Here is a 1997-nt window from a genome sequence, read left to right as displayed (position 1 = left end):
ATCAGCAGCTAAGGCATTGGCGTGAGCTATTCGTAGCGAAAGGCGATAGCGATACCTTCCGACACTTTGGTAGCCGTATTGCCTTTGACAATCAGGGGCACATATTTTTCAGCGTCGGTGACCGAGGCAAACGGGAAGACGCGCAAAACCTAAGCAATCATGCCGGAAGCATCATTCGATTAAATTTAGACGGCACGGTTCCTAAAGATAACCCTTTCACTCAACTAGCCCGCGCCCTACCCGAAATATGGTCTTACGGGCACCGAAACCCACAAGGTTTAGCTTTTACTCCCGACAAGTCTGTTTTATGGTCTATCGAGCATGGACCAAGAGGTGGTGACGAAATAAACCTGATTAAACCAGGCAAAAATTATGGCTGGCCCATCATTTCCTATGGCAAGGAATACTGGGGGCCAATTTCTGTGGGTGAAAGCACTCATAAAGAAGGCATGGAGCAACCCGTTAAATATTATGTTCCCTCCATTGCGCCAGGGAGTCTGATCGTTTATTCAGGCAACGCCTTCAAGGAATGGAAAGGGGACCTCTTTTCAGGTGCACTAAAGATGACACACCTAAACCGAGTATCGCTCAACAAGCAGTATCAGGCTATCGCTGAAGAACGATTACTTGAAAGCCTGGGCGAACGCATTCGAGCAGTTGTCGAAAGTCCTGAAGGCTGGATTTACCTTTCCACCGACAGTGGACGCATTTTGCGTTTGCGTGATAAATAGTTTTGAGTGACTACAACAAAACAATCCTTGTATAAAAATATAGAAAAGTATCGTTATCTAATACCCTCAGGCTCTTGCTATTAGACTTAGTCGTTTTTTATTGAGTATCCGTTCATCACCATCTAGTTTTGCTTTCGCTTGTTGCCACAAACCAACAAATGGAGAGCATTATGAACAGACAACCAAACTTCTTAGAATTGATAAGCTTTACCCTATTATTCGCATTTAGCATGATGTCGCAGGCCGCTGGACTCATGTCACCCGCAAACGGTCAGCTACCAGCGTTGGAAATAAAACAACACCATGTAGATGTCACTATCGAGGATGGCTATGCCATTACTTCAGTAACACAATTATTTTTCAACCCGAATGACACCACGCTAGAAGCAATCTACTCCTTCCCCATTCCAGAAAAAGCAGCGGTAGGAGAGTTCACCTATTGGATAGACGGTAAAGCTGTGACTGGCGAGGTGCTTGAGAAAAAACAAGCTCGCGAGATTTATGAGCAAGAAAAAGCACAAGGCAGAGAAACCGCCTTAACAGAACAGGATGAGTATAAATCTTTTGATAGTGCCGTTTACCCGGTTTTGCCAAAGCAAGATGTCAAAATCCGATTAGTCTACATTCAAGCTGTCCATTCAGACCATGGCATTGGCAGTTATGTCTACCCACTTGAAGATGGTGGCGTCGATGAAGAAAAGTTGGCCTTTTGGAGCTACAACGAAGTGGTAACCGAAGCATTCAGCTTCAAGATGAATATAAGATCCTCTTACCCTATTGACGATGTCCGTCTTCCGAAACATCCGCAGGCAATTGTCACCTCAAACACGAATCAGGCATGGCATATATCCATGATGAATGGGCAGGCCGCACAAAACGAAGAAGACTCAAACCCAATCACAGCAAAGCAATCAATCACTAAACTCGATCAAGATATCGTGGTCTACTGGAGACATCAACAAGGCCTGCCAGGCTCGATTGATATGGTCACACACAAAGAACCCGGAAAAGACAAAGGAACCTTTATGATGACCATCACCCCGGGGGATGACTTAAGTAAAATCAACTTGGGGCGAGATTGGATCTTTGTACTGGACTACTCAGGCTCAATGCAGGGAAAATACCACAGCCTTATCGAAGGCGTTAACAAAGGGCTTTCCAAGCTAAATCCAAATGACCGTTTTCGCATCATCCTANTTAACAACANTGCAAGTGAGATCACACAAGGTTACACCCCTGCGACAGCCGAGAATGTATCAAGATATA

General features: G+C 44.9%; 2 protein-coding genes. Both read left to right on the top strand.

All coding sequences use genetic code 11. The features are described from left to right. Window positions 1-731: PQQ-dependent sugar dehydrogenase (locus A3735_RS22715; protein ID WP_197485986.1), on the top strand; the 731-nt coding region annotated here is incomplete at its 5' end. Between the two features lie 170 nt (window positions 732-901). Then, window positions 902-1997, top strand: a 1096-nt coding sequence (locus A3735_RS22710) for a VIT and VWA domain-containing protein (protein WP_231882626.1), incomplete at its 3' end; no start/stop codon positions are given.

It is taken from the genome of Oleiphilus sp. HI0061 (assembly GCF_001635675.1).
Note: the sequence above shows the minus strand (reverse complement) of the source record. Positions and strands in the feature narration are given on the sequence as shown.